Origin of the sequence: Ruegeria sp. R13_0 (genome assembly GCF_017743995.1) — a bacterium.
In the GTDB taxonomy this organism is placed as follows: domain Bacteria; phylum Pseudomonadota; class Alphaproteobacteria; order Rhodobacterales; family Rhodobacteraceae; genus Ruegeria.
This window is the reverse complement of the sequence record NZ_JAGHRB010000002.1, coordinates 168,109-192,154: the sequence shown is the minus strand read 5'-3', so window position 1 is coordinate 192,154 and position 24,046 is coordinate 168,109. Positions and strand designations below refer to the sequence as shown.

The window sequence follows — 24,046 nt, the reverse complement described above, 5'->3', positions numbered from 1 at the left end:
GCCTCCGGAGTTCGCTTGCCCTGCATACGAAGTTCGTTTGTCACAGTGTGCAATTGTAGAGTGATATATTGAGACGTTATCAAAATTAGAAATCTAATTTATCGAAATAAAAGAGATGATCTTGCGCCACGTGCCACAATTCCTCTTGCTTCATGTCATAAACCCCCCGTTTCAAAGGACTGGGAATGGCTGGACAGCGTAGCAAGCGAGGAGGGCGCGAAGGGCGTCTGGCACAACGGGCAGCCAAGCCCGCGTTTGATCCATGCCCGCCGGGTCAGATCGGCGGGATGTATAAGCCGCTCAGCGAAGCCGACCTGCGCCGCATCTATGATACTGCCCTCGATTTGCTTGAGAAACTGGGTATCGGTGAGGTGCCGGACAGATTGCGCAACGATCTGTTGGCCGTGGGTGCCGTGGACAATGGCATGGGGCGCGTTCTGTTCCCGCCCGAGCTTGTCGAAGAAGCGATTGATCAAGCCTCAAAGACCTTCACCTTGCATGGCCGCGATCCCAAGAGGTCGATCGAGGTTGGCGGCAACAAAGTGTATTTCGGAACCGGTGGGGCCGCGGTGCAGACGCTTGATATGGAAAGCGCTCTCTATCGGCCTTCGACCCTGAAGGACCTGCATGATTTTACACGGCTACAGGACACGCTGGCCAATATCAGCTGGTTCACACGTTGTTGCGTGGCGACCGATGTGCCGGACAATTACGATCTGGATGTGAACACCGTTTTCGCGCTCATCAAGAACACCACCAAACCGACGGCGACGTCGTTCACGCTGGCCGACTATGTTGCTCCGATTGTCGAGATGTTGGATATCGCTGCGGGAGGGCCGGGAGAATTTGCCAAACGCCCGTTCATGAAAGCGCATATCAGCCCGATGATATCTCCCATGCGCTATGGCGAAGATGCGGTGGATGTCACCTACGAGTGCATCAATCACAATATCCCGATCTCGTGCATCACGGCGGCGCAGGCCGGAGCAACGGCGCCTGCGACCTTGGCGGGGTTTCTGGCGCAATCTCTGGCGGAAACCTTAGCGGCCCTATTGATGGTTCACGCAATCCAGCCCGGTTTTCCGATGGTGTTTTCGAACTGGCCTTTGGTCATCGACCTGCGCACTGGGGCATTTTCTGGCGGCAGCGGAGAGACAGCGGTGTTGAATGCCGCGTCGGCGCAGCTGTCCAATTGGCTTGGTTTGCCCTCGGGCGTGGCCTGTTCGATGACCGATGCCAAGGCAATAGACGCACAATATGGGATGGAGAAAGGCATAACCTCCATGGCTGCAGCCTTGGCGGGAGGGAACCTGATCTACGAAAGCTCTGGCATGACTGCATCGTTGTTGGGGGCGAGTTTTGAGGCTTTCGTGCTGGATGATGAGATGCACTCCAACACCTATCGCGCCTTGCGCGGGGTCGAGGTGACGGATGAGAACCTCGGGTTCGATGCAATTTGTGATGCCGTTCTGGGCGATGGGCACTTCTTGGGTGGCCAGCACACTCATGCCGCGATGGAACGGGATTACTTTTACCCCACTCTTGCTGACCGAGCAGAGCCGCGTGCTTGGGCCGAAAATGGCGCGCAAGATGCTTGGGGCAGGGCAAGGACCCGCGTGGATGAGATTCTTCGCGACCACAACCCCTCGTACCTGACGCCTGAGCAGGAGGAGGCTATCCGGTCTCGGTTCAATATTCTGATCTGATCATTCCACCAGTTTGAAGCTATCCGCCAGCCACGGAGTTTTCTCATATTGCGCAGTCAAAGCGTGATCTCGGATCAGTGCGCGCAGCTTGCCATCTATCAGGTCCAACACGGACCGCGAACAATCGGGTGTAGAGACAATCGCAAGGGTGCGGGCAAAGCTTTTGCCTGGGAACTTGTGCATGCTGAGTTTTGGGTGAAACCTTTTGGCACGCGAGAACAGCAAAGGGGTGGTGATGGTCCAGCCCGCACCTGCGGCGACCATCGCCATCAAAGTCTGGTTGTTGCTGCATTCGAAATTGGACTGCGGTGAAAGCCCCAGCCGCCGCATTTGGGACTCGATCTGCCGGGCGATGATCAGATTGCCGGAAAACCGCAAGAACGGAAGTTTGGTGCGCCCTTCGACAACGTCGGAAAGGGATTTCTCGCTGAACCGAGGGAGGACTACCACAAACGGGTCTCGTAACAACGGGCGATCCTGCAGGTCCCGCAGCCGTTCCTCTGGGGTGGTCGTGATCCCTAGATCAAGATGCCGGTTGCGCAGCATCTCGACAATCGCGTGGCTGGAGTCGGTGTGGTACATGAAATCGCAGGCTGGCATGTGGCCCGAAAGAAAGACGGCGAGTTCTGGGGTGATATCGCTGTCGAAATCCTCGATCGTGCCGATCCTGAGGTAACTCGCCTCGGCAATATTTCCGGCAGATGCTTCGGCCTTAGCCTTGCGGATGGCATAGAGCGCGTCACTGATATTTCGCAGAAAGACCTGCCCTTTGGGCGTCAGAACCATCGGCCTGCGCGCGTGGTTGAACAGCTCGACCCCAAGGTGGTCTTCGAGATTGCGCAAGTGATGCGAGACGGTGCTGATGGTCAGGCCGGTCTCTTCAGCTGCAGCCTGCAGAGACCCCTTCTGGGCGCAGATCTGAAACAATTCCAAGCCTTTTAGGTTCAGGTCCTTGGTTGCGGAATGGCGGGGCATGTCTCCTCGGCGCGAACTAGGCGTGAAATAGGTTCTATGATTTGAAACTATTGTTGGTAAATTATCAAATCAACGAAAAGCCGCACCTGCCGACCGGAGCGCCACTATCTTCTCGTGTTGCAGATGACACAACAGCGTGAAGATGCGGTATTCCTTTTTTCTTTAACAGCTGTGTTCTTTAATCGTACGCAAAGAAAACAGCGTGACCCTGTGGACGCTGTGCAAACAGGCAACGAGGCAACTCAGGTTGAAAATTGGTTTTCTCTTTTTGGTTCAGCAACTCGCCGCGACCCGTGAAAACAGCGGTGCGGTGACCGTTGCCGACAGCCCTGAGGCTAACCATGCTTGATGCCCGCATCCGCCCACTGATCGATCCGCCGCTGAACGCGATTGGGCGGGGGTTGGCGGCGCGTGGTGTCTCGGCTGATCTTGTGACTCTGGCGGGTCTGGGGTTCGGCCTGTTTGCAGCTGGGGCGATCGTGCTGGGTTGGCAGGTCGTGGCCGTCCTGTTCATCCTCTTGTCGCGTCTGGCGGATGGGCTGGATGGGGCAATCGCGCGCGCTGGGCGAAAGACCGACTTTGGCGGCTATCTCGATATCACCTGTGATTTTCTGTTCTATGGCGCAATTCCCATGGCATTTGTCTGGGCGGACCCGTTAGCAAATGCCCTGGCCGGAGCGTGGTTACTGGTCAGCTTCTACTTCAATGGCGCGACCTTTCTGGGCTATGCGATTCTGGCCGAAAAACGCGGGCTGGAGTCGCAGAAACACGGGGCCAAGTCGCTCTACTTTACCGGCGGCCTTCTGGAAGGCACTGAAACCATTGCCTTCTTCATCGCAATTTGCCTGCTGCCCAACTGGTTCGGCCCGATGGCATGGGCGTTTGGCGCGGTTTGCTTTGTCACCGCCATTTCGCGCATCCTGTTGGCGCGGCAGGTCTTCACTTACTCGGAATAAACGCAAGGAAAACCCATGAAACATCTATTTGCTGCCCTCTGCGCGGCGCTGGCCGGAACAGCATGGGCTGAACCTGATCCCGCAAACTGGCAGGACGTTCTGGATGAGGCCAACGGTCAGACCGTCTATTGGAACGCATGGGGTGGTTCGACCACGATCAACGATTTCATCGAATGGGTCGGAACCCGCGTCGAAGAGGAACATGGCGTCAAGCTTGAGCATGTGAAACTCACCGATACCGCTGATGCGGTCAGCCGGGTGATCGCCGAGAAGTCCGCCGGTCAGGACGCGGACGGAGCAATTGATCTGATATGGATCAACGGCGCCAATTTCAGTGCCATGAAAGAGGCCGATCTTTTGTTTGGCCCGTTCGCCGAGGCTCTGCCCAACTGGCAGTTTGTAGATGTGGATGGCAAGACCGTCACCACAGATTTTACAGTTCCGACCGAGGGGTTCGAAAGCCCTTGGGCCATGGCGCAGGTCGTGTTCATCTACGATAGCGAAGTTCTGCCCGAACCCCCCAAATCAGCTGAGGCAATTCGTGATTGGGCGGCTATGAACCCAGGTCGGTTTACATTCCCCCAGCCCCCTGACTTTCTGGGAACGACCTTCCTGAAACAGATGCTGATCGAATTGGTCGAGGACCCGACCATCCTGCAGCAGCCCGCCGGGGACGACTATGCGCAGGTGACAGCGCCGCTGTGGGACTGGCTGCAGGATGTAACGCCGGACCTCTGGCGCGCAGGTCGCGCCTATCCGCAAACCGGGCCGAGCCAGCTGCAGCTGATTAATGATGGAGAGGTCGACATGGCGATCAGCTTCTCTCCGGGTGAGGCAACGACGGCCATTGCCAACCAGCAGCTGCCGGAAAGCGCGCGGACTTTCGTTCTGGAGGATGGAACGCTGGGCAATGCCAGCTTTGTTGCGATCCCCTACAATGCCTCGGCCAAGGCGGGTGCTTTGGTCGTTGCTGATTTCCTGATGAGCCCCGAGGCGCAACTGCGCGCGCAGGACCCTGAAGTGTTGGGTTTCAGCACCGTGCTGGACATGGCCGCCATTCCGGCTGACGATCGCGCCGGGTTCGACGCGTTGGAGCTGGGCGTGGCGACCCTTTCGCCCGCCGAACTGGGCCAAGCCTTGCCTGAGCCGCATCCCAGCTGGATGACCCGGATCGAAGCGGATTGGGCCGAGCGATACGGTGTTGGCAACTGACCTCAGCCCCGGCAAACAATGGGGGCTGGCGCCGACGCTGACCATAGCGTTGTTGCTGGGCCCCATCGCAGCCGGGCTATTGGGAACGATCCTCCCGGCCTTCGGAGGCATGCGCCCGGACGGGCAAAACGGGTTTTCATTTGATCCATGGACGCGCCTCTGGGCCGAGCCGGGCGTCGGTCAGGCCCTCTGGCTATCATTCAAAACCGGTTTCCTTTCGACACTTGGGGCGCTGATCGGGTGTTTTCTATTGATTGCAGGCTGGCAGGGCACGCGGGTGTTTTCGCGGCTTGAGGCGCTGCTGTCGCCTCTTTTGTCTGTACCCCATGCGGCGGCCGCGCTGGGGCTGGCGTTCCTAATTGCGCCGTCTGGCTGGATTGCGCGTCTGATTTCGCCCGGTCTGACGGGATGGACCCGCCCTCCGGACGTGTTGATCCTGCAAGACCCGGGCGGGTGGTCTTTGATTGCGGGGCTGATGATTAAAGAGCTGCCGTTCCTGTTGCTGATGTCACTGGCCGCACTGCCTCAGATCAAATCTGCCGAGCGGATGCGCGTGACCCAAGTGCTGGGTTACGGCAGGGTCCGAGGGTGGTTTCTGGCCGTGATGCCTGCTCTGTATACGCAGATCCGGCTGCCGATCTATGCGGTCTTGGCCTACGCGATGTCGAATGTGGATGTCGCGATGGTTCTGGGGCCGTCGCGCCCGCCGACTCTGTCCATGTTCATCCTGCGCTGGATGACGGACCCCGATCTTACCTTGCGCGCGCCCGCTGCCGCAGCCGCCTTGGTGCAGTTGGGGCTGGTGGCCGCAGCCATCATGGTCTGGCGGGGTGGGGAGAAGGCCGTTGCCGCGCTGATCAACCGTGGCGTTGAAAGCGGAACGCGCGGCATGGGCTTGCGCGACACTGCCCTCACAACCATTGGCCTCGTGCTGTCACTCACAGCGGGGATCGCGGTGTTCGGCGGTTTAATCAGCCAGCTTATCTGGTCCTTCGCCGGACGTTGGAGGTTTCCCGACGCGCTGCCGAGCAGCTTCAGCCTGATGTCCTGGGAGCGCCACGGCCCGGACGCGGTTGAGGTCACTTTGATCACCTTGGCGCTGGCCTTTGTCACCGCACTCATCGCTCTGGTTCTGGTGATCGGCTGCCTGAACACCGAACTCGGCGCCGGGCGCAAGATGAACAGGACCGGGATGGTGATCCTGTACCTACCGCTCATCCTGCCTCAGATCGCTTTCCTGCCGGGCCTGCAGATCCTGATGATTCAGATCGGAGCGGCGCAGGGCATTTTCCCTGTCGTCCTGACCCATCTGGTCTTCGTTCTGCCTTACGTGTTTCTGGCCTTGGCCGGCCCTTACCGCGCGCTCGACCGCCGCTATGCCACGATTGGGGCCGCGATGGGGCTGGGAGCGGTCGGAATGCTTTGGCGTATCCGTCTTCCGATGCTGCTGGCCCCGATCCTGACGGCACTTGCGGTGGGGATGGCAGTGTCAGTCGGCCAATATCTGGCCACTCTTCTGGCCTCGGGCGGGCGGTTGAACACGTTGACGACCGAGGCTCTGGCCCTGTTTTCAGGCGGTGATCGCCGTGCGATAGGGGTCTGGACTATCGCGCTGGCCTTCACGGCATGGCTGCCGTTCCTTCTGGCCTTGATGATCCCCAGAATTGTCTATCGCAACAAAAGCGGACTGCGCCATGATTGAAGACGGCCTCTCACTGGATCAGCTTTCGATCTCTCACGCCGATGGCAAAGGGCTGGTGCAGCTATCAGCTGACATCGCGCCCAGAGAGGTTCTGAGCCTGATGGGGCCGTCCGGGGTTGGAAAATCTACGATACTAGCAGCAATCACCGGAACTTTGTCGCCTGCCTTCCGTCTTGAAGGGCGCATCACGTTGAACGGAAGGGTTTTGAACGCTCTGCCGCCTCAGAAACGGCGCGTTGGGATCCTATTTCAGGACCACCTGTTGTTCCCGCACCTGTCTGTTGGTCAGAATGTCGGCTTTGGCCTGCCGCCCCGCACCCCGGACCGGGCCGCGCGCATTCAGGCCGCCCTGTCCGAGATCGGGTTGGACGGATTTGAAGCCCGTGATCCCGAGACCCTGTCCGGAGGTCAGCGCGCCCGTGTCGCCCTTATGCGGATGCTTTTAGCGGAGCCCGATGCCCTGCTTTTGGATGAGCCTTTCTCGCGCCTCGATGTCGGCCTCAGGGACAGAATGCGGGAACTCGTCTTTACCCGAGCCCGCGCAGCGCGGCTACCGGTCTTGTTGGTGACGCATGACATCGCCGATGCCGAGGCCGCAGGGGGCCGGGTCGTGAACCTGCCTGAATAGCGGAGTTGGTCGAGATGATCAGCTTTGCCTAGTTCGTCAACCCGGACAGGAATTTGATCGCCGTCAGGCTGGGCAGGAACGTGTACGCGCCACCGCGCGTGTGGATCAGACGGGGAAAGCCGTGCAGGCGGATCGTGCCGCCATCAGGCAGGCTCAGGTCGAACCAGCTGGTTTCCGGCGTGTTTGCCCCCAGAAGAGGGTCATTGGCCCCAGTGATTGTCGGGTCGTGCAGGCCGAGGTTGATCCAGTCGCACATTACCGCTTCGAACTGCGCACCGATATTGGCGCCGATGAAGCTGCCTAGCAGGCCGCGTTCGGCGGTGTCCGGGTTTTGAGGGTCGAAATCCGGGCCGTAGGACATGCCGCGCCGCACCAGACGTCGCGTGTAATTGGCGATGCGTTGCACGATCCGACCGCCGCGCGGGTTGCCGCGTCTCAGATGCGACCCGGCAGGACAGCGGGAATGGGCGTTGTAGTTAAAATTGGTCAGCGAGACCTCATGCTCGGGCCATTGCGCATCCGGTGACAACTCGTATGGAACGCCGTTGCGCCAGCGCCCGCACATCTGAGCCGCGACGACTTCGCGCAGCGCGCCGTGGATGTCCAGACCTTCCCCGATGCGATCCAGATTATTCGGATCGACCAGTTTGTCGCGATCCGGGTGATCCATCAACTCATCGGCGGCTTTGTCCAGATAGGTCTCGAAACCGGCCGCATCCTGCGCCAGAACTCGGAACGCATTGAACGACCCGTTGAAACCAAGCGCATTGGGCGAGGGGACGCGGAACACCACGCCCTCCTGCCGTGTGGGATAGCCCAGAAGGGCGGTGCCCAGCGGGTCGATCGGTTCGTCGACACCGGCTTGTTCGGGGTCATAGACCTGCTCGAACCGGGGCTGGGAAATGCCGTCGACGTAGCCGAAAAACACTTTGCTATCGGCCAGATTGCGACCGTCGCGTTTGCCCAGAATAGTGAAGGCCGCGCCAACCTGTTCCTCGACCAGGTCGAGGTGATCCTGAACGTCGGAATAGACCGACGCCATGATGTGAACCCGGTCAGGTTGATCAAACGGAGCAGGCCAGTGATCCGGCGCGCTGGTGCCGAAATCGCCCAGTTTCATCGCGCGTTTCGTCATGCCCTGCACGAATTCGCTAGGGAAGGTTTTCAGATCCTCGGGCGCGGTGCCAAGGGCGCGCAGCCCGGCATATGTGAGGCCGATGTTGAAACAGAAGGGCGGTTTGACCTCCCACAACACCCCTCGGGTGATTTCGGGGACCGTGTCACTGCCGCCATCGACGGCGGTTGCCAGAAACTGGCGGGCCGCGGCGCGGTCGGTGACTTCAAGAAACAGATGGCGCACCAGATCGCGGCGATAACCGCGCAGGATGTTGCCCTGAATGTCGGCGAGATCGAGTTTTGCAGTCACCAGCCTTGTCCAAATTTTTGGCGCACTTGCGCGGCGGAAACGCCCGGATAGGCGCGATAACCGCCCCCCAGCGACAGGTTAGGGTTCGCGTAGAGTTGCAGAACAAACGCACGCGGAAGGGTTTCCAGCCGATGCGGCGGCTGGTTCGGAGGCAACCCTTTGGCCTCATCCTGAAGGCCGAACAGGTCGGTCGGGAAATCGGGGGCCTGAAACAGGTCGTGTTCGTGAACCCAATCGATGAACTCTTCAACATTGTGCTCGGTTGGGATCAGGTGCTCCGCCCCGTCCACAAGCGAGATGACGTCGTTGAACACACTGCCGATGGTGGTGATGAAATCCCGAATATAGTTGCTGAAATCGCCGTCATAGACCGAAATCATACAGATCTTGTCGTCGATCAGCAAAAACCGGGCGAAATGTACCGTTCCGACATTGTCGAGCCCTGCGAAGATCTCTTCGACATTTTGCGCGATGGCTAGCGCGGCATGGGCACGTCCGGCGGGCGAGGGGTCTTTCATCGGCATGATCAGGTTCATCATGCGCTGCACGTTCTCGCTGGGTTGCGGCGAGGGGCGCGGTCCGCCGGGCAGTTTCGGCTTGGGGTCGCGCCAATGCCAATAGGGCACAACGATGTAGCGTGACAGGAACTTGAACCATCCACGATCCGGCAGGGTGTTGACGTAGCGATTGAACCAACTGTTCTGACGAGTCATGGCCTTACCCCTTCGAGAACGGGCAAGGGGACCCGCCGCGCCAAGCGCTTGAGATTTTGTACGAGTCGATGCGCATTTTCAGCACCGGATCATCCGAGGCCTCGATCCCGGGGGTCAGCAAGCCAGGATTGAAGCTGAGCTTCTCGGCCTGTTCTATCTGGTCCTCAGGCACAGCGTTTAGCGTGAGAACGCCCATCATGATCCGTTTGCGATGAGGTGGCCAGGGGCGCGAGGAGTTATTGAAATCGTCGCCGACCTCACCGATTGTCATCATCAGCGAGAAACGCGCAGGTTCCTTGGCGAGACGCTCCCTAAGTTCGGCCTGAAGGTAGTCATCCACCGGTGTCTCATCCGGGTCGGTGTTCAGCACGCCTGCGATGGGTTGCCACGAAAACCGCACCCAGCGGCGCACGCCTTCTGCTCCGGTCACGATGAAGGTATGGCAGGCGTGATAGGCCGCCCGCGCATAGCTGGTCGGCGCGCCGATCTGGGCGGCCTGCAAAACACCAAGCTGAGAATAGGCGTTCCGGTCGGCAAACCCGATGGCACCTTCGTCCGGGCTGATCGTCTCGCCCGGATAGGGATCGCGTTCAGGCAGCATCAGTTGAAGGTAGCTCCAGATTTTTTGCCAGGGGGTCTGACCGGTGTAGAGCTTGGGCTTGGCGGCTTCGGCGAAATCCAGAAACGTCTCGGGCGTCGGGGTGAAGAACTCGGGCAGGTTCATCGCGATCAGGTCGGTATCGGATCCGTCAGACAGGTGAAACCGAACCGCCAGCCCCCGGACATCGGACCAGCCGTCATGCACCACAGCGCAGCCAGATCCGTTCGAGAACCGAACAATCACATCCGTCTTTTCATTGGTGAAGTGATCCGCGGTGCAGAAATTCCGGGCGATGGGCGTGGGCTTGAAATAGCCGGTCGCGCTGATCCCGATTGTGTGAACAGGGCGCATGGCCAGATCACCGTCAGGACGATGCAGAACTTTTACCAGCTTCTCGGCAAGGCCGGGATCGCTCATGACTTGACCACCTGTTAACTGAAGTTACCCCCAAAACGTGGCGTTAACCATAAACACTGGTCGGGCAAAGGCAACAGAAAGAATGCATTAAACCCAGCGAAGCCACTGTTTGATCACACAAAACTGAGGTCGGCTACCATTTGTTCAGCATATCTTTGGCATGGGTCCAGTATTCACTTTGCCGGCAGGTGTAGAATGCCTTCTCCATCAGATCATAGGATTCAGGTCGGTGTGTCGCCAGCCCCACGACCTTGGGGAGCGAAGGGTTCAGACGCACCATCCGCTCTTTCAACACAAGATGGGCCATCCAATGCTGGTTCTCGGCGGATGTAGTCAGCAGCAGTTCGATCAAAGCCCCCCGAGGCGCGCCCGAGGTGATCCCGAACCACTTCAACAGGCCCCAATCGTCGGGGTTCTTGATCATCTCTTCCGAGATATCCGTGGGCTGTTGACCGGTGCCGATCGACAGAGCCTCGATATGCGCCAGCCCTTCGGCGCGACCAGCCGCGATGGCCACGTTGATGCCGTTCATCACCGGATTGTTGGCAAAGGCCCCGCCATCGGCGAAATAGCCATAGTCCACCCCGTCCGAGATGATCTGATGCGGTGGGAAATAGGATGGCGCGGCCGAGCTTGCCATGGCGACATCCAGCAGGCCGACATCGCTCATATCCAGCCATTTTTCGTAGCCCAGCACCTGGTTGGTGATGGTAAACGGCGACCACCCCACCTTGTCGCTGCGATGTAGGCACACGGTGTTGACCGCCAGAACCAGATCCGGCGACAGAGAATTGACTTTGCGGTCGCCCACGAGACTGCGCCCGATCTCCTCGAGCCCGGTGGCATTGTATTGCGAGGCGGTGATGCCCGGACCTCCGCCCAGTTTGAACCGCCGCAGCACTTCATCCAGCGCCTTGTCCAAGAAGCTGTGTTCGTTTTCGCGGAAAATCTTGTCGGCATCCTCGCGGTAATGCGCAGCGAGGTCGCCAATCAGCTGACCCATATCCTTGCCCTGCGTCCGGCCATCCGCCAGCGCCACGGCGATCAGCCCACCGGTCGAGGTGCCGGCGAACCCGTCCGCCTTGTCCAGAACGCCGGTCTCTTCCTGCAGGCTTTGCAGGATCAGGCAGGTCAGGTAGCCCCTGATCCCCCCGCCATCGCAGGACACGAGTTTGAATACCATTCGATGCGCCTCATCGCTTTTTAGTTGTAAGGGGTTTTAGGATAATTGGGCTGGGAAAAGCCAGCCGTTTTGCGACCCGTTGGGGTTCATCCCGCATAGCAAATTGGAAAAAGCCTTGCGAAAACCTGTATTTGTCAGCACAGTTCGCCGCGAAAAGGACGGGCTTGGCCCGCAATGGCCGACCCCGCCGGGGCCACGGCACAATCAGGGAGTTGAGGCAATGGCATTGGAACTACAAGAGATGTGCAGCGGGCTGGGCTTTCCCGAAGGTCCGGTCGCGATGAATGATGGCTCGGTCCTGTTCGTGGATATCAAAGAGCAGACCCTTGCGCGCTTGTCCGTCGATGGCACCGTCAGTGTGGTGGCCGAAATCCCCGGCGGCCCGAATGGCGTGGCAATTGGACCGGATGGCGCTGCCTATGTCTGCAACAATGGCGGTGTCTACAGTTTCGTGCCCTACGGACCCGACGATATCACCGTTCCCGCCCCCATTCGCCCGCATTACAAGGGTGGGTCGGTGCATCGGGTCGATCTTGAGACCGGAGAGGTCACGATGCTGTTTGACTCCTACGAGGGGAAACGGCTGATCGCGCCCGACGATCTGGTCTTCGACAAGGAGGGCGGGTTCTGGTTCACGGACACCGGGATCGAGGACGCGGAATCTACGCGCTATGGCGGGTTGTACTATGCCACGATCGACGGCAAGACCTTGATCAAGGCTGCTACGATCCCGATGCCCAACGGGGTCGGGCTGTCGCCGGATGGCGGCACCGTCTACGTCTCGGACACGGTATTTGGGCGGCTTTGGGCGATGAAGATCACCGGCAAGGGCCAGGTCGAGCCCGGCCCGATTCCGGGGATGCCGGGGCAGGTGGTTCAGACCTTGCCGGGGTACCAATGGCTCGACAGTCTCAAGGTCGAGGCCGATGGCCGGGTCTGCGTGGCGACGATTTTCAACGGCGGGATCACGGTGTTCAGCCCTGATGGGTCAACCGAACATGTCGCCATTCCCGACCTCTTCACGACCAATATGTGTTTTGGCGGTGAGGACATGCAGGATATCTGGATCACAGCCTCCAGCACGGGCATAATCTACAAGGCCAGATGGCCTCGTCCGGGGTTGAAGCTGGAATTCACAGCTTGATGTAAGGGCGGTCTGCCTTGTTCAGGCGGAATGGGCAGGTGCTTGAGCAATTGCCTATAGCGGATCGATACATCGGTGTGTCGTAGGTGTAACCCAGCGACAAGGAACAAAAAAGACAAAGCCTTAGCCAGGCTGCGGAGGCTCAGTCTGCAGGCGCGGGTGTGACGAGCCAGGTAATGACGCTGCGGTCCAGTTGTTTGTAGCCGATGTCGAATTCCGTCCCTGCCGTGACTGTATTCTTCAAAGATTTGGTCAACCGCAGCCTTAGAACGGTTTCACTGGGCGCGCAGTGCAGTTCGGCATGGTCAAAACCAAAGAACTGTTTTACCGCCGGGAACAGGGCCTTGTAGAGAGTTTCTTTGGCGGAGAATACAAGCGTTGCCGTCAACGCTTGCGCGTCGCTTTCCCGGATCAGCCGGGTTTCTTCGGGCTGCAAAGCGACCTTGAAAATCGCATCCAGTGAGGATCCTTCAGCGATGTCCTCGATATCGATGCCGACTAAAGTGTCAGGCTGATCGGTGACAATCGCCGCACAGCGCCCCTTTGAATGCGTGATCGAGCCTGCCACGCCTGCGGGCCAGATCGGCTCACGGTTGGGACCTGTGGCGATCTGCGTCGACGCATGCCCATTTGATGCCAAAGCGGCCATGGCTACGGCACGGCCTGCCAGATACTCGGACTTTCGCTTTTCAACGGCCCTGTCCAAACGATTCGGGCGGTCGACGTCCAACGTCGTGAAAAGGCCATCTTCAAAACGAGATTGATCAAACCTCGCGATCACGGCAGTCGCTGCCACAGACCCGATGTCCATGGCCCGTAAGTCCATTAGGAACCCGTCGGAGCGCGTTTGAAGGGCAGAGAGGTGTTGGGCAGGCGGTGTCATGGCCCCCTTGGCTTCCCTCAAGCATCGCGCCACGTCAATCCGGTTTTTCAAATCGTATGACATCTGCGCAGTGGGGCAGCTTGAATTGTCGCAAACCATTTGAAGGCATCCGCCATAACCCACCTCTCGCCAAGAGGGTGGGGGGCTTAGCGCCCCTCATGTCTTCAAATCTCGAAGACGCGTGTCAGACTACGATCGGAATTGGATTATGCGTCTGAAAGTGCGGAGATATCGGCCTTTGTCCACACGCAGTCGTGGTCGGAAAGCGGTGTGCCAGTGGCCGAGATTGAACTCAACACGCCCTTGTCTACGGGCGTGAAACCCCGCCCGGCCAGCCAATCCAGTTTCATCTTTCGGTCCGGGTGCGGTGTGATCAAACTGGGGCGGGTCGTGTCGCCCTCGGCCGTAAACTCCCACGAATAGCCCTGATCTTCGGCCAGTGCGAACAAGGTTTCGCGGCGCCAGTCGAAATCGGGAGGAAGGTGGTTGCCGGTGTTCAGATCTCCTCCGATCAGAATGGGAATGTCGGGGGCGAAGGCGTCAATCTCCCGTAGCAGAAGTTCGAACTGAACTTGCCGGTGTTCAGCGGCGGAATTGCTTTCCAGATGCGTGGAGACCACGCAGATCGGCCCCCTTTCGGTTGGCACAACGGCGGCAATAGCCATGCGCCCGCCGACCCGGGGTTGTTCAGGGTCTGCTGCCCCGCTTTCGGGGGTGAACCAATGGCCGTGGTCGTCCAATCGGATCAAAGCTGTGCGCTCAAACGGGACCGAGGATAGAACGGCGTTGCCGTGCCAGCCGGTTGTGTTGAAATCATCGGTGCAAAAGGCGCGCTCGGTCGGGCCGCCCAAATCAAGCTCGTGAAACTCGACGCCAAAGGCGTAGGTCATGCCCAGGGCGCGAGCGACCTCTTCGGTGGTGTGGCGTTGCGCGGTGCGGGCCATGCCGCAATCGACCTCGGAGAGTAGAACGATATCTGGCGCGATCGGGGCCAGATGCGCGGCGGTTTCTTCGGGAAATAGGCAGCGTTCAACATTCCAGGCGGCGACGGTGATCTGCGCGGGCAGTTGGGCCGCTTTGGCCTCGCCCCCCAATTGCAGCGCGTTCATCGCCGGCAAGGATGCCATCAGCGAACGATGCGCCTGCGTTGTGCGTGGGGCAGCCAAAATTTCAGCCCGCTGGTCAGATGTGACCTCGGGCAAAACCGCGACAGTATTTGTGATCAAAGGACTTTTCCCGTTTCCACGTCAAACAGACGCAGGGCGTCGTGTTTCAGGGTGATGCGGGTTTCGCCCGTGTGCACGCTATGGTCTTTGCCGACCATGACTGTAAATGGCTGGTCCGCAAGCGTTCCGTGCAGCAAACGATGCGCGCCAAGTTCTTCGAGGATGTCGACCTGGAACGAGACGGATCCGTTCTCATCCAGTTCGACATCCTCGGGACGTACACCCATGGTCACCGGGCCGCTGACGGCCTGTGGCGCGGGCATCAGCCCGTCATAGCCGTTGAGGCGGACCTGCCCGTCTGACGCTTCGGCCTCGATCAGGTTCATGGGTGGGGCACCCATGAACGAGGCGACGAAGGTAGAAGCCGGATTGTGGTAGATCTCGGAGGGGGTACCGATCTGCTCAATCCGGCCTGCGTTCAAAACGATGATCCTGTCGGCCATTGTCATCGCCTCGACCTGGTCATGGGTTACGTAAACTGCCGTCGTGCCAAGACGACGCTGCAGGGCTTTGATCTCGATCCGCATCTGGTTGCGCAGCTTTGCATCGAGGTTCGAAAGAGGTTCATCAAAGAGGAACAAGGCGGGGTCGCGCACCACCGCGCGCCCCATGGCGACGCGCTGGCGTTGACCACCGGATAATTGCGCCGGTTTGCGGTCCAGATATTCAGTCAGGTTCAGCATCTTGGCGGCGTCTTCGACCTTGGCTGCGATCTCGGACGCGGGCGTGCCACGGTTCTTCAGGCCATACCCGATGTTCTTGCGTACTGTCATATGCGGGTACAGAGCATAGTTCTGGAACACCATCGCGATGTCCCGATCCGCAGGGTCCACATCGTTGACCACCCGGTCGCCGATTTTCAACGTGCCTTCTGTGATATCCTCGAGCCCCGCGATCATGCGCAGCAACGTGGATTTGCCGCAGCCCGAAGGGCCGACCAGAACGACAAACTCGCCGTCCTGAATGGTGAAGCTGGTGGTCTGAACGGCCTTGAAGCCGTTGGGATAGACCTTGCGGATGCCCTCTAATGATACCTGAGCCATGCGCGTATTCCTTATTTGTCGGATTCTGTGAGGCCCTTGACGAACCAATTCTGGAAGAAGATGACGATCGCCACCGGCGGGATCATCGCAACGATGGCCAGCGCCAGCGCCTGCCCGTGCTCCGGGATCTGACTGTCGGTGTAGGTCAGCACGATCTGTTTTATGCCCCGGACCAGCGTGAAGAAACTTTCATCCGTCGTGATCAGCGTCGGCCACAGGTACTGGTTCCAGCCGAAGACGAACATGATGATGAAGATCGCGGCAATCATCGTGCGGCTGAGCGGGACGAGGATGTCGATAAAGAATTTCCACGGCCCTGCGCCGTCGATCCGGGCGGCCTCGGCCAGTTCTTCGGGGACGGACATGAAGAACTGCCGGAAGAAGAACGTGCCTGTGGCAGATGCGATCAGGGGAACGATCAGACCGGTATAGGTGTTGGTCAGGCCCAGTTTCTGGATCGCTTCGTAGGAAGGCAGGATGCGGACCTCGAGCGGCAACAGCAGGGTGGTGAAGATCACCCAGAAGGCCAGCGTTGCAAAGCGCAGACGGAAATAGACGATGGCATAAGCGGCCATCATCGAGATGATGATCTTGCCCACGGCAAAGCCGATGCCCAGAATGAAGGAGTTCATCAGCATCAAGGTGCCGTCAACGGTCTGCGTGAACCCGCCTTTTTCAAACATGGCGGCGTTGAAGTTCTTGCCCAGGTCGTCGCCTAGGCCCAGTTGGATGCCCTCGCGGTGAATGGTGACCGCATCGTGGCTGGCTGTCGTCAGCGCCAGCAGCGGCGGCAGGATCATCAGCAAGGACCCAAGGATGAGGACAAAGTGATCTCCGATCGTTTCCCAGCGGATTCTGCGGGGTTTACGGGTCACGGCGGGTGTGTCGAGTGTGGTGTCGGCCATGATATCCTCCCTCAGGTATAGTGAATCCGGCGTTCCACCAGCCGGAACTGGAAGACGGTCAGGATCAGAACAAGGGCCATCAACACAACGGATTGCGCGGATGATCCGCCAAGGTCGTTGCCGCGGAAGCCATCCAGATACACCTTGTAGACAAGCGTCATCGGGTTGTTGCCCGGCTCACCCTTCATCAGTGCGTCGATGATGCCGAATGTATCGAACAGGGCATAGGTGATGTTGATGATCAGGAGGAAAAACGCGGTTGGGGCCAGCAGAGGAAAGGTCACGTCCCAGAACCGCCGCGTGGATGAGCGGTTGTCGATCATGGCCGCCTCGCGAACTGAACGTGGGATGGATTGCAGGCCCGACAGGAAGAAGATGAAATTCACCGGGATCTGTTTCCACACCGCGACGATGATCATTGCCGTTGCGGTGGCATTGTAGTCAACGCCCAGCTTGAACTCCCAGCCGAACAGTCCGAAGAACTTGGTCATTGGGCCGGTGCTTTGATCAAAGAACAGAATGCCCAGAAAGCCCGCGACGGGCGGCGCAATCGCGTAGACCCACATTAGCAGGGTGCGATAGGATCTCGCCCCTCGGATCACCTTGTCAGCTTTGACCGCCAGCAACAGTGCGATAGCCAGTGAAAAGAAAGTGACGAGAATTGAGAAGACAACCGTAAACCACGCGATGCGTTTGTACTGATCATTGCCCAGCAATGAGGTATAGTTGTCCGCCCCCACAAAGGTCGAACCGAACCCGAACGGGTCCTGCAGAAAGAACGACGATTGCAGCGCCCACCCAGCGGGCCAGTAGAAGAAAATGGCGATGATCATGAGCTGCGGTAGCAGCAGCGCCACAGGAAGCCAGATAGTGTCGAAGCCCGCGCGTTTCATTGTTAGTCCAGTTGCAAAATGGGGGATGGCCGCGCCCTGAGGCGCGACCATCTTGGGGGTGATCCCAGAACCTTAGCCCTGAGTCTTTGCGAAGCGCGCCAGCAATTCGTTAGCTTCGGCTTCGATGTTCTGGAAGGCGCTTTCCACGTCGGTCTCACCGGTCAGGATACGGCCATACTCGCGGTTCATGATGTCGCGGATCTGAACGTAGAAGCCCATGCGGTAGCCCTTGGTGTTGTCACCGGCCTTGGCCTGCAGTTGGTTTACGCCAACTTCGGCGGCAGGGTAGCGGTCATAGTGGCCGTCTGCCTTGGCGGCTTCATAAGCGGCCTCGGTGATCGGGACATAACCGGTTTCCTGGTGCCAGAAATACTGGGTCTCAGGTGCGGTGAGGAAGCGGAAGAACTCGGCAGTTGCCTTGTTTTCCTCGTCCGACTTGCCCGACATCGCGAACAGAGCGGCGCCACCGATAAAGGTTTGGGTCGGCTCAGGAGTGACGGCTTCCCAATAGGGCAGCTCAACCGCGCTGAATTCAAAACCCAGGTCTTTCTGCAACAGGCCGCCGAACGAACCGGACGAACCCAGCCACATAGCAACCTTGCCTTCTTCGAACGGTTTTGCGTTGTCACCCCAACCGGTGCCATACCATTCGAACATGCCGTTGTCTTTCCACTCCGTCACGGCGGTGAAGTGCGCCTTGATCGCGTCGTTGTTGACCAGGATCTCGGTGTCCATGCCGTCATAGCCGTTGTTGTTGGTCGCAAACGGCAGGTTGTGGCGCGACATGAAGTTCTCGGTGAAGATCCAGGGCAGGTGCGACTGGCTGAGCGGGATGTAGCCTGCCTCTTTCAGCGCCGGAGCGGTGGTCGACTGGAACTCTTCCCATGTCTTCGGCGGGGTCACGCCTGCAGCTTCCAGAGCGTCGACATTGTAGTACAAGATCGGGGTCGACGAGTTGAACGGCATACCGATCATCTTGCCATCGCTGTCGGCATAGAAATAACGCACACCGGCAATGTAGTCATTGATGTCGAATTCGACGCCGTTTTCAGCCAGCAGGTCCTGAACCGGAACGGTCGCGCCTTTGGCTGCGATCACGGTGGCTGCGCCTGCGTCAAACACCTGCATGATGTTGGGCTGCTCGCCCGCGCGGAAGGCAGCGATCCCGGCGGTCAGCGTTTCTTCGTAGCTGCCCTTGTAGATCGGAGTGATTGTATATTCGTCCTGCGACTCGTTGAATTTCTCAGCAACCTTGTTGACGGTTTCACCCAGCTGCCCGCCATGGGCATGCCACCAAGTGATTTCGGTTTCTGCAAAAGCTACGGTCGCGGTGAACGCGAGCGCGGCAGCTGTTGCGCAAAACTTCAGATTGTTCATTTCGATCCTCCGGTTCGGTGTCGGCCCTTTGCAGCAAAAAGACCGTTGGCATTATGTGCCAGTTTTCATGCAGGCTCCCCTGCGGCGTTTTTCGCGCGCAGCCTCCGACCCGCATCAGTGGAATACGTCCGCAAACTGCACACGTGACCACATACTGTTAACGTATGACAGTTCGATGAAAGATTTCTAGCAATATTGACAAATTAAACAAAAAAGATGGACAGCTTAGGCGTGGTTGATGACAGCAAAAAACAACTGGACAGACCGCGCCGCGTTACGGCGCAGGCGGTTGCTGATGCGGCGGGCGTGTCCCGCTCTGCCGTGTCCCGTGCGTTTACGCCCGGCGCCTATCTTGATGCGGAAAAACGTATAAAAATCATGCATATGGCTGACCGTATGGGGTATCAACCCAACGCGTTGGCGGCAGGGTTGAAGGGGGGGCGATCGCACCTCGTGGCGGTCTTTGTGGGCAACAAACGCAGCACCTACGACTCAGAGTTTGTGAACCGGTTGGTCGGGCAGTTGAACGCGCTGAACAAGTGGCCGATTCTGATTGATGGCAGCGGCGAGAGCGCTGAATCAGCCATGGATCAGGTTTTGCGCTATCCGCTGGATGCTCTGATTCTGCGCGGAGGTAGCATGCCCGGCGCGCTTGTGGAGCAATGCAGCAAATTCGGGGTCCCCATGATCTCATCCGGGCGGATCGTGGAGGCGGCGGGGATCGACAATGTGTGCTGCAAGAATGCCGAGGGGATGACCCTCGCGACCCGTGTTTTGTTGGACAAGGGCCGCACAGGGTTCGGGTTCATCGCGGGCGCGGCCGAGTTCGGATCTTCAGATGATCGGAGGGCCGGGGTGGTCAACACTTTGGCGGCGGCAGGATTGTCCCTGATCGCGGAAGAGGTCGGAGATTTCACGGTTGGGGCTGGATACGACGCAGCGCAAAAACTACTGCGGGAAAACAGCCTTGATGCGCTGATCTGTGCCAATGATGCCAGCGCGATCGGAGCGTTGACCGCCGCACGGGAGCTGGGCGTGGACGTGCCCGAAACACTCTCGATTGTAGGCTTTGACGATATCGAAATGGCCGGGTGGCCCGCTTTCAATCTCAGCACGATCAACAATCCGATCGACCTGTCGGTCGAACATGTGATCACCTTGCTGGAAAAACGTCTGGCTGAACCGGCAAAGGCCAGTGAGACCCTTCTGATCGAGCCCTTCTTTGTCCCGCGCGGAACCCATTGACGCTGATACGGCCCGAGGTGCCTGAAATCGCGAAGGGTTCGTCGGCGCGTGTTGGATTTGATATTCTTCACACTGCCTCTCACCCGATTTTGCAGTGAGTGGGAGAGAGGTCCCGATACAAGTGCCTTTCTGCTGCCGCAGGTGGTTTTGAGTTTGGGCCGACGCCCGGGCTGGGGCCTGTCTCAGACCTCTTTGATCGACGTCTCTGACAGTCTTTCCACGAGGCTTTGTTCGATCTCTTCCAAAACGCCGCGCACGCGTTTTTGCAGGGCGTGTTCGACGGAACAGGTTGCCGCCTCATCTTCGCTGCCGCTGGCGACAAGGCGCTCGTCCAGCGCAAGGTAGACGTCGGCCAGCGTGATTTCGCTCGGCACGCGGGCCAGACGCCATCCGCCTGCATGGCCTTTCTCGGACGTCAGCAGACCGGCGGCGCGTAGTTTTCCCAAAACGCGGCGTACAACAACCGGGTTGGTTCCGGCATGGTCCGCAATTTCGGTTGAGGTGCGCACACGGTCCGGTTCTCCGGCCATGTGGCTGAGCGTGTGCAGGGCAAGTGACAGGCGGCTATTGCGCTTCATAGGGCGGGGTTCTCCAAACCTGCTAGCAACGTAACTTTGGCTGTTGCATTAATCTAGTAACTATGAAAGTTACAAGAACCGCATCCAGAGCTATGGAGACTCATATGTCAGATACGCGCCTTCCCGTCACGGTGCTTTCCGGATTTCTTGGGGCTGGCAAGACCACTTTGCTGAACCGGGTTCTCAACAACCGCGAAGGTCGCCGTGTCGCGGTGATCGTGAACGATATGTCCGAGGTGAATATCGACGCCGACCTCGTGCGCGCCGATACCGAGCTGAGCCGGACGGACGAGACGCTGGTTGAAATGTCGAACGGCTGTATCTGCTGCACCCTGCGCGATGACCTTTTGGATGAGGTCCGCCGACTGGCGGCCGAGGGGCGCTTTGATTACCTGCTGATCGAGTCGACGGGTATTTCAGAGCCTCTGCCGGTGGCTGCAACCTTCGATTTCCGCGATGAGTATGGCGAAAGCCTGTCCGATGTGGCGCGTCTGGACACGATGGTGACGGTTGTCGATGCGGTGAACCTGCTTGGGGATTTCTCCTCGCATGACTTCCTGCAGGATCGCGGTGAGACAATGGGCGAGGAAGACGAACGCACTCTCGTTCATTTGCTTACCGATCAGATAGAGTTCGCCGATGTCGTGATCCTGAACAAGGTCAAGGATGCCGGGCCGGAAAAGGTCGACGCGGCCCGCAAGATTATCCGCAGCCTCAATGCGGATGCCGAGATCGTCGAGGTCAATCACTCCGCTGTGGCGGCTGAGAAAATCCTCGATACGGGCCTGTTTGATTTTGAAAAAGCCCATGAGCATCCGATGTGGGCCAAGGAGTTGTATGGCTTTGCCGACCACGTCCCCGAGACCGAAGAATACGGCGTTGCGTCTTATGTCTACCGTGCGCGTCTGCCCTTCGTGCCCGAGCGTATCCTAGAGGTTCTGAACGGCGATTTGCCCGGTGTGATCCGGGCCAAGGGGCATTTCTGGATTTCGACGCGTCCTGATTGGGTGGCCGAGTTTTCGCTGGCCGGAGCACTCTCCAGCGTGCAGCCTTTGGGCACGTGGTGGGCTTCGGTTCCGGAAGAACGCCGACCGACCCATGACAGCGCCCGCGCCTACATGCAGGCCCATTGGCAAGAACCATGGGGAGACCGCCGGCAAGAGATCGTGTTCATCGGTGCGGGGATCGACTGGCCGACCCTTAGGGCGCGATTGGATGCCTGCCTCGTACCTGCCGTTGCGGCGTTGGGTCCCGACAATCTGCCCGACTATCCCGACCCGTTCCCGATCTGGCGTCGGGCTGAGGCCGCAGCATGAGCACCGTCCGCCAAACCGTGATGGGGGCGGCCGTTGGGGTTGGCGTTGCGGATACGCCCGAGGCGCTGAGCGCCTTTCTCAACCCAGGCTGCGCCGCGGCACTTTGGCGGCGTCAAACTCCGCCCAGTGTTCAAAGCTGGCTAAATGATCTTGACCCCGAGGACCTGCCGAACGGGCGGGTGATCCTTCCGCTGGGCAAACTGGCCGAAACGGTCGGCCATCTCTGCGACATGTCCGGTTTGCCAACATGCCCTGAGCGGGACTGGCTGGAGGCAGACATCGCCTTGCTTGCAGAGGTATTCTCAGATCTGGTCTCGGCCCGGTATTTGAGGTTGCGGCTGGATGTTGTCACATCCAACGCCTGCCGCAAGTTCCATATCGACGCCATCACGGCGCGACTGGTCTGCACCTATCGCGGCACCGGTACGCAGTACGGCATTTCGCGCGATGGCGCTGAGCCTCAACGTGTCTTTACGGTGCAAACCGGGTCTCCGATCCTGTTGCGTGGAACACGCTGGCCGGAAACACCGCGGTCGGGCCTTTTGCACCGTTCCCCTCCGATCGAAGGCACCGGCGAGACCCGGCTCGTACTGGTATTGGATCCCATCACAGACCCGGACGAGGCCGCATGACCGGAAATCTGGGGCAAAGCAGCTTGCGGCGCAGGAAGCGCGCAGCCGATCCCATGGCCGTCTTTGACAGCCTGCCCGCCCCGTTGCGGCAGTGGTTGTCCGAAGCGGCCCTGCCGTGGTCGCCCGTCTCGGCGCGCCGAATTTGGGTCAAAGCGCTGGCCAAAGGTCTTACGCCGGAAGAAACGTTGCTATCGCTGAATCGGGCCGAGGCGAGTACACTGGCACGTGACAAGGTGATGGCCCTACCGCGCCGTTAATGCACCCACGCTCTGGGGTCGCTTTGACTTGAAACTGTTACGCTCAGCCGTCACCATCCGATCATTGTTGATTGATGAATTACGGAGGGCGCGATGGCCTATAAGCTGATTAAGGGCGAGTTTCATATTTTTTACCCAGACATTCCAAAGCAGGGCCCGGAACCTGACGGAGATACTCTGAAATTCAAGCCAGATGACCCGTTGCTTGTTCAGGACCTTTGGCGTTCGGGTCAACCCCGGCCCGGCTTCAATGGGCGTGGGATGATCAATCTGCGGTTTGAAGGGCTGGATGCGCTCGAAACTCATTTCCGCAGCGCACATCAGAACAAACCCCTCGCGGAGGCGTCGCGCGATTTTCTGTTGGATTGGGCCGGGTTCGGAGACGTGGAGTTCTGGGAGGACAAGCCCAACAAGGTGAAACAGGTCGAAAATAACCCGGTTCGCGGCTACATCCTGACCAACGGATTGGATGGCCACGGCCGAATTGTCGCGTTTGTCTACGCGGGTGATGCGCCCGAACCGGACGGTGAGGTGTTCAAACTAATGCCAGAGCGCGTGGATCAAAGCTTCAACGCGCGCAGCCTGGAGGCGGGTCAGTCCTATCCGCTGTTCTACCTGACGCTGCCGATCTCACTTTCGCAGCATCTTGGAGGGATTGCGGATCAGGCCCGTGCGACTGGAAATGGACTGTATCCCGATGATGCGTCTGCCCCCGGTCAAGACTTCGAAGTAACCCCTGCGAATTATCAGGATCTGGCAATCTGGCCCAAGCTCTTCCGGCGCCTGCATGACTATTTCGCGGATGAATTCGATGATTTGAGCGGGTTCGACACCTGGCTGCGCGCGGACCCGAGGGAACGGGACGACCGCATGCTTCTGCCCGAAGACTATGACGCCCATTTTCACAATGTGGTCGAGATGACCTCGCCCACGTCCATGAGGCTGACCGTCGACCCCAAGGATATCGTGATCCTGCCGGACGATTTCACCATGCCTGAAACCGGCCTGCCGTCTCACTAGGGCTAAGA

24 protein-coding genes are annotated in these 24,046 nt (G+C 59.0%); 12 read left to right on the top strand and 12 right to left on the bottom strand.

The annotated features are described in order from the left end of the window. Positions 1-185: 185 nt before the first annotated feature. Positions 186-1,706, top strand: a complete 1,521-nt coding sequence (locus J7394_RS03325; RefSeq protein ID WP_209250938.1) for a trimethylamine methyltransferase family protein — start codon at positions 186-188, stop codon at positions 1,704-1,706. Here J7394_RS03325 and J7394_RS03320 read toward each other — a convergent pair whose 3' ends face one another. After that, positions 1,707-2,681 carry a LysR family transcriptional regulator gene (locus J7394_RS03320; protein WP_209250937.1) on the bottom strand — a complete coding sequence of 325 codons (975 nt, stop codon included), beginning with the start codon at positions 2,679-2,681 and terminating at the stop codon, positions 1,707-1,709. It lies immediately after the preceding gene. A 202-nt stretch (positions 2,682-2,883) separates the two neighbouring features. Here J7394_RS03320 and J7394_RS03315 point away from each other — a divergent pair, with 202 nt between their 5' ends. Genes J7394_RS03315 through J7394_RS03295 form a run of 5 tightly spaced genes read left to right on the top strand, consistent with a single transcriptional unit; the run spans position 2,884 to position 7,179 of the window. Continuing rightward, on the top strand, positions 2,884-3,030 hold the full coding sequence (locus tag J7394_RS03315; RefSeq protein WP_209250936.1) for a hypothetical protein: 147 nt from the start codon (positions 2,884-2,886) through the stop codon (positions 3,028-3,030). After that, complete coding sequence (locus J7394_RS03310) at positions 3,023-3,637, top strand: CDP-alcohol phosphatidyltransferase family protein (RefSeq protein WP_209250935.1); 615 nt, start codon at positions 3,023-3,025, stop codon at positions 3,635-3,637. The genes J7394_RS03315 and J7394_RS03310 overlap by 8 nt, the downstream gene beginning before the upstream one ends. A 15-nt stretch (positions 3,638-3,652) precedes the next feature. Next, a complete protein-coding gene (locus J7394_RS03305; protein ID WP_209250934.1) occupies positions 3,653-4,849 on the top strand; it encodes an ABC transporter substrate-binding protein in 1,197 nt (398 codons plus the stop codon). Continuing rightward, positions 4,836-6,551 (top strand): ABC transporter permease, encoded by a 1,716-nt coding sequence (locus J7394_RS03300; protein ID WP_371811922.1) that lies wholly within the window; start codon positions 4,836-4,838, stop codon positions 6,549-6,551. Before J7394_RS03305 ends, J7394_RS03300 begins: the two co-directional genes overlap by 14 nt. Further along, the gene (locus J7394_RS03295) at positions 6,547-7,179 is read left to right on the top strand and encodes an ATP-binding cassette domain-containing protein (protein WP_209251226.1); all 633 of its coding nucleotides are present in this window, start codon (positions 6,547-6,549) and stop codon (positions 7,177-7,179) included. Before J7394_RS03300 ends, J7394_RS03295 begins: the two co-directional genes overlap by 5 nt. Before the next feature lie 28 nt (positions 7,180-7,207). Here J7394_RS03295 and J7394_RS03290 read toward each other — a convergent pair whose 3' ends face one another. From J7394_RS03290 to J7394_RS03275, 4 genes are all read right to left on the bottom strand, one after another. After that, the gene (locus tag J7394_RS03290; protein WP_209250932.1) at positions 7,208-8,605 is read right to left on the bottom strand and encodes a hypothetical protein; all 1,398 of its coding nucleotides are present in this window, start codon (positions 8,603-8,605) and stop codon (positions 7,208-7,210) included. Next, the gene (locus tag J7394_RS03285; RefSeq protein WP_209250930.1) at positions 8,602-9,318 is read right to left on the bottom strand and encodes a hypothetical protein; all 717 of its coding nucleotides are present in this window, start codon (positions 9,316-9,318) and stop codon (positions 8,602-8,604) included. Before J7394_RS03285 ends, J7394_RS03290 begins: the two co-directional genes overlap by 4 nt. A 4-nt stretch (positions 9,319-9,322) precedes the next feature. Next, on the bottom strand, positions 9,323-10,336 hold the full coding sequence (locus J7394_RS03280; protein WP_209250929.1) for a catalase: 1,014 nt from the start codon (positions 10,334-10,336) through the stop codon (positions 9,323-9,325). 133 nt (positions 10,337-10,469) lie between these two features. Then, complete coding sequence (locus J7394_RS03275; protein ID WP_209250928.1) at positions 10,470-11,519, bottom strand: patatin-like phospholipase family protein; 1,050 nt, start codon at positions 11,517-11,519, stop codon at positions 10,470-10,472. A gap of 220 nt (positions 11,520-11,739) precedes the next feature. Between J7394_RS03275 and J7394_RS03270 the strand changes: the two genes are divergently transcribed. Beyond that, positions 11,740-12,663: an SMP-30/gluconolactonase/LRE family protein gene (locus tag J7394_RS03270; RefSeq protein WP_209250927.1), complete on the top strand. Its 924-nt coding sequence runs from the start codon at positions 11,740-11,742 to the stop codon at positions 12,661-12,663. A 142-nt stretch (positions 12,664-12,805) separates the two neighbouring features. Here J7394_RS03270 and J7394_RS03265 read toward each other — a convergent pair whose 3' ends face one another. From J7394_RS03265 to J7394_RS03240, 6 genes are all read right to left on the bottom strand, one after another. Next, positions 12,806-13,474 (bottom strand): 4'-phosphopantetheinyl transferase, encoded by a 669-nt coding sequence (locus J7394_RS03265; protein ID WP_209250926.1) that lies wholly within the window; start codon positions 13,472-13,474, stop codon positions 12,806-12,808. 278 nt (positions 13,475-13,752) lie between these two features. After that, complete coding sequence (locus tag J7394_RS03260) at positions 13,753-14,772, bottom strand: endonuclease/exonuclease/phosphatase family protein (protein ID WP_247748026.1); 1,020 nt, start codon at positions 14,770-14,772, stop codon at positions 13,753-13,755. Further along, the gene (locus tag J7394_RS03255; RefSeq protein WP_170376921.1) at positions 14,769-15,815 is read right to left on the bottom strand and encodes an ABC transporter ATP-binding protein; all 1,047 of its coding nucleotides are present in this window, start codon (positions 15,813-15,815) and stop codon (positions 14,769-14,771) included. The genes J7394_RS03260 and J7394_RS03255 overlap by 4 nt, the downstream gene beginning before the upstream one ends. A gap of 11 nt (positions 15,816-15,826) precedes the next feature. Beyond that, entirely contained in the window at positions 15,827-16,720 is an 894-nt protein-coding gene (locus tag J7394_RS03250) for an ABC transporter permease subunit (RefSeq protein ID WP_170376923.1), read from the bottom strand. Positions 16,721-16,731: 11 nt separating this feature from the next. Beyond that, positions 16,732-17,613, bottom strand: coding sequence for an ABC transporter permease subunit (locus J7394_RS03245; protein ID WP_170376925.1), 882 nt, complete (start codon positions 17,611-17,613; stop codon positions 16,732-16,734). 72 nt (positions 17,614-17,685) lie between these two features. After that, positions 17,686-18,990 (bottom strand): extracellular solute-binding protein, encoded by a 1,305-nt coding sequence (locus tag J7394_RS03240; RefSeq protein ID WP_209250925.1) that lies wholly within the window; start codon positions 18,988-18,990, stop codon positions 17,686-17,688. Between the two features lie 231 nt (positions 18,991-19,221). On the opposite strand from J7394_RS03240, the gene J7394_RS03235 reads away from it, so the two are divergent. Next, positions 19,222-20,235: a LacI family DNA-binding transcriptional regulator gene (locus tag J7394_RS03235; protein ID WP_371811921.1), complete on the top strand. Its 1,014-nt coding sequence runs from the start codon at positions 19,222-19,224 to the stop codon at positions 20,233-20,235. A 182-nt stretch (positions 20,236-20,417) separates the two neighbouring features. Here the strand turns inward: J7394_RS03235 and J7394_RS03230 are convergent, their stop codons facing one another. After that, a complete protein-coding gene (locus tag J7394_RS03230; protein ID WP_209250921.1) occupies positions 20,418-20,813 on the bottom strand; it encodes an Rrf2 family transcriptional regulator in 396 nt (131 codons plus the stop codon). Positions 20,814-20,917: 104 nt separating this feature from the next. On the opposite strand from J7394_RS03230, the gene J7394_RS03225 reads away from it, so the two are divergent. From J7394_RS03225 to J7394_RS03210, 4 genes are all read left to right on the top strand, one after another. Then, positions 20,918-22,129, top strand: coding sequence for a GTP-binding protein (locus J7394_RS03225; protein WP_209250920.1), 1,212 nt, complete (start codon positions 20,918-20,920; stop codon positions 22,127-22,129). After that, positions 22,126-22,761, top strand: a complete 636-nt coding sequence (locus tag J7394_RS03220; RefSeq protein WP_209250919.1) for a DUF1826 domain-containing protein — start codon at positions 22,126-22,128, stop codon at positions 22,759-22,761. The genes J7394_RS03225 and J7394_RS03220 overlap by 4 nt, the downstream gene beginning before the upstream one ends. Further along, complete coding sequence (locus J7394_RS03215; protein WP_209250918.1) at positions 22,758-23,018, top strand: DUF6525 family protein; 261 nt, start codon at positions 22,758-22,760, stop codon at positions 23,016-23,018. The genes J7394_RS03220 and J7394_RS03215 overlap by 4 nt, the downstream gene beginning before the upstream one ends. 93 nt (positions 23,019-23,111) lie before the next feature. After that, the gene (locus tag J7394_RS03210; RefSeq protein WP_209250917.1) at positions 23,112-24,038 is read left to right on the top strand and encodes a hypothetical protein; all 927 of its coding nucleotides are present in this window, start codon (positions 23,112-23,114) and stop codon (positions 24,036-24,038) included. Positions 24,039-24,046: the final 8 nt, after the last annotated feature.

Bases quoted from the DNA above. Each gene is read 5' to 3' on its own strand.
- J7394_RS03285 (WP_209250930.1), bottom strand. From the start codon at position 9,318: ATGACTCGTCAGAACAGTTGGTTCAATCGCTACGTCAACACCCTGCCG.
- J7394_RS03320 (WP_209250937.1), bottom strand. From the start codon at position 2,681: ATGCCCCGCCATTCCGCAACCAAGGACCTGAACCTAAAAGGCTTGGAA.
- J7394_RS03250 (WP_170376923.1), bottom strand. From the start codon at position 16,720: ATGGCCGACACCACACTCGACACACCCGCCGTGACCCGTAAACCCCGC.
- J7394_RS03210 (WP_209250917.1), top strand. From the start codon at position 23,112: ATGGCCTATAAGCTGATTAAGGGCGAGTTTCATATTTTTTACCCAGAC.
- J7394_RS03255 (WP_170376921.1), bottom strand. From the start codon at position 15,815: ATGGCTCAGGTATCATTAGAGGGCATCCGCAAGGTCTATCCCAACGGC.
- J7394_RS03225 (WP_209250920.1), top strand. From the start codon at position 20,918: ATGTCAGATACGCGCCTTCCCGTCACGGTGCTTTCCGGATTTCTTGGG.
- J7394_RS03310 (WP_209250935.1), top strand. From the start codon at position 3,023: ATGCTTGATGCCCGCATCCGCCCACTGATCGATCCGCCGCTGAACGCG.
- J7394_RS03325 (WP_209250938.1), top strand. From the start codon at position 186: ATGGCTGGACAGCGTAGCAAGCGAGGAGGGCGCGAAGGGCGTCTGGCA.
- J7394_RS03245 (WP_170376925.1), bottom strand. From the start codon at position 17,613: ATGAAACGCGCGGGCTTCGACACTATCTGGCTTCCTGTGGCGCTGCTG.
- J7394_RS03215 (WP_209250918.1), top strand. From the start codon at position 22,758: ATGACCGGAAATCTGGGGCAAAGCAGCTTGCGGCGCAGGAAGCGCGCA.
- J7394_RS03230 (WP_209250921.1), bottom strand. From the start codon at position 20,813: ATGAAGCGCAATAGCCGCCTGTCACTTGCCCTGCACACGCTCAGCCAC.
- J7394_RS03280 (WP_209250929.1), bottom strand. From the start codon at position 10,336: ATGAGCGATCCCGGCCTTGCCGAGAAGCTGGTAAAAGTTCTGCATCGT.
- J7394_RS03270 (WP_209250927.1), top strand. From the start codon at position 11,740: ATGGCATTGGAACTACAAGAGATGTGCAGCGGGCTGGGCTTTCCCGAA.
- J7394_RS03220 (WP_209250919.1), top strand. From the start codon at position 22,126: ATGAGCACCGTCCGCCAAACCGTGATGGGGGCGGCCGTTGGGGTTGGC.
- J7394_RS03240 (WP_209250925.1), bottom strand. From the start codon at position 18,990: ATGAACAATCTGAAGTTTTGCGCAACAGCTGCCGCGCTCGCGTTCACC.
- J7394_RS03265 (WP_209250926.1), bottom strand. From the start codon at position 13,474: ATGGACATCGGGTCTGTGGCAGCGACTGCCGTGATCGCGAGGTTTGAT.
- J7394_RS03275 (WP_209250928.1), bottom strand. From the start codon at position 11,519: ATGGTATTCAAACTCGTGTCCTGCGATGGCGGGGGGATCAGGGGCTAC.
- J7394_RS03305 (WP_209250934.1), top strand. From the start codon at position 3,653: ATGAAACATCTATTTGCTGCCCTCTGCGCGGCGCTGGCCGGAACAGCA.